General features: G+C 39.5%; 3 protein-coding genes. 1 reads left to right on the top strand and 2 read right to left on the bottom strand.

What is annotated here, in order from left to right; genetic code table 11:
- Nucleotides 1–600 precede the first annotated feature (600 nt).
- Complete coding sequence (locus AB4496_RS25500) at nt 601–810, top strand: hypothetical protein (protein ID WP_004731601.1); 210 nt, start codon at nt 601–603, stop codon at nt 808–810.
- Nucleotides 811–1,040: 230 nt separating this feature from the next.
- Here AB4496_RS25500 and AB4496_RS25495 read toward each other — a convergent pair whose 3' ends face one another.
- Both AB4496_RS25495 and AB4496_RS25490 read right to left on the bottom strand, forming a co-directional pair.
- Nucleotides 1,041–1,634 carry a hypothetical protein gene (locus AB4496_RS25495; protein ID WP_102257600.1) on the bottom strand — a complete coding sequence of 198 codons (594 nt, stop codon included), beginning with the start codon at nt 1,632–1,634 and terminating at the stop codon, nt 1,041–1,043.
- 253 nt (nt 1,635–1,887) lie between these two features.
- The coding region (locus AB4496_RS25490; protein ID WP_372132634.1) for a potassium channel family protein at nt 1,888–2,301 on the bottom strand (414 nt) is incomplete at its 5' end.

Genomic DNA, 2,301 nt, shown 5'->3' with positions numbered 1-2,301 from the left:
CGCTAAACCTCATAATTACAACGCTAAACCTCAGAGTCACAAATTGTAATTTACAATGTAAAGACCAAGTATAACAGACACTTAACCACCACTAAATTAATACCTCAATTAAAACCACCAATGACAAAGAATACGAAGCGGTGCAAAACAGAGCCTCAGTCAGATACCTTGGTCAATCCCCTGTCCTTCGTTCATTTAACTATCAATAAGCGACGGCAAATCATTCAAAAATATTTTTAAATTTAATTAGAAATAGGGTTGTAATTTAAAAAACTAGGCGTATAGTTCGCCACCTGGCTCTAATCTATAGAGCTGTTAATGCTAAAGTAAGTCCAAGTTCCACATAGACAGTTCTCGATTCCCTCGTTACACCATCTCTGCGTCAGCTTTCACCCAGATAGTCATTCAATAGCTTTTAAATTCGATCCTACTACCGATCTCTCGTCATTCGCTCTTTTATCAGCGAAGTCAGAATAGATCGATCACTTAAATACAAATGTAATAAACACAAGGCACAGTTATGTCACGCAGAACAACACGACAAACCCATTGGTACCAACTATCACGCGAAAAAACAGTCAATAAACTAAAAGGTAATAAATGCTCAAGATTAAAATAGACTTACACAAAGAAGAGATTTCATGGGTCACCGAGATTCGACAGCTCAATAGCGATATACTCCACCGCCACATATTGCCCAAGCTACAACATCACAGTTATCTCATCGACTTTGAATTTAATGAACGAGAAAGCATCGGAACTATCGTTTCAGGCAACGGAAACACCCTAGGACATTTCACACTCCTATAGCATTTCCCATAAGCTACAAAAGAAACACCACCTAGTCCCAAAGATGTAAAAGATGTCACCCTCAATTCGCTCTAGCAGAACAAAATAGAGTAGAAGTAAAACAGATCAGAAACCTAGCCCTTTTTGCATTTCACACGCGGCTAACGCTAGCTAGGTTATCGTGCTTCTATTGAAACCAACTTATATCAAACTCTGAATCACCAATGAGTCATTGTCATTGCATTCATGGACTAATAAGTTAACGGCATCGACCTTAACTTTTGATCAAGAGTATATAAGTGTTCTGCAGCTTGCATGTGTTGAGGGTAATCGCTGAATTTCTCACGATTCTCCTCATTCATCTTACATGTCTCATCCACCAGCATTAACTTCCAATACAGCTTTGTTGTATGCAGCATCGCCAGTAAAGGTTTGAACACCTCTTTCTCATAAGCTTGAATCAACTCTTCAATCAACTCGTCACGCTCGTTTTCACTTGCGATTGAACCATTGGTTGCCGACAACACTTTTTGATACTTCAGGTTTTGTTGCAGCTTATCCATCACCGTTTGGTTTTCTTCCGCTAACTCAACAAGCTTCGACTTAATGATATTTACCCAATTCTCTTGGCTCAGAACTGTGTCATCAACACTGTTAAAGTCTTCTCGTATCTGTCGTTCAACATCTTTTTGAGCTTTCTTTAAAACCGCACGCACCTTTTGGAAAGGCAGCTGATATTCCTTACTTAGCTCGATAATCAGTTTATGAAAACCACCGTTTGGAAGGTGTAAGTTTTCCTTAAACGTCGCCATTGCAGCTTCTTGCTGCTCTGTAAGGTGAGTCATTCTGTTTCCTATTCTTTATCACTTATGGTGCTGAGCCCGCGATCATACCACTATATAACCTCGTTTTTTCGGTAACTTGATAGGTTATATCTAGGTGCGTACTTAAATTCTCTCAATACGTTATCTTTTGGCTACTTATTAATCCACATGGCGTTAAATGGTAAAACTGGTCATCGATTAAAACCCATACTGCACCTGTTCCAACAAAACAGACTTCTAACTTATACAGGTACTTAAATGAAAAAGATTGCACTTAAGATTGAGACTGTGCAAGTCGAATGCTCACCAAGCTCGCGACCATGATGGCTAAATAGAAACTGCCGATAATGGACTCCATGAACACAAAGAATTGAGCAATAGGCAAAGCCGGTGATATGTCGCCATAGCCAACCGTGGTCAAGGTGATAAAGCTAAAGTACATCGCATTGAACAAGTTGGTCAGCCAGGTTTGCTCTTCTAACCCGTTAAATGCATTAGGGAAGATTTCTAAAATCAACAAGTAGATAGTCGACCAAGCGAACCCTAACAACAAGTAAATACAGATAGAACCAATAATGTGATTGGGCGTCACCGTCTTTGCTTTCATTACCTGTTTGAGAGCGGAATAAATATGTGAGAACAGAAACACCGCCAATGCCGTTAACGTCACTATCGAAAGGTTATAGTC

The organism is Vibrio sp. 10N.222.46.A1 (genome assembly GCF_041473595.1).
Classification (GTDB): domain Bacteria; phylum Pseudomonadota; class Gammaproteobacteria; order Enterobacterales; family Vibrionaceae; genus Vibrio; species Vibrio tasmaniensis_A.
The sequence above is the reverse complement of the archived record's forward strand: the minus strand, read 5'-3'. Positions and strand labels throughout refer to the sequence as shown.

Excerpts from the sequence above, each read along its gene's own strand:
- AB4496_RS25500 (WP_004731601.1), top strand. The coding sequence starts at position 601 with ATGCTCAAGATTAAAATAGACTTACACAAAGAAGAGATTTCATGGGTC.
- AB4496_RS25495 (WP_102257600.1), bottom strand. The coding sequence starts at position 1,634 with ATGACTCACCTTACAGAGCAGCAAGAAGCTGCAATGGCGACGTTTAAG.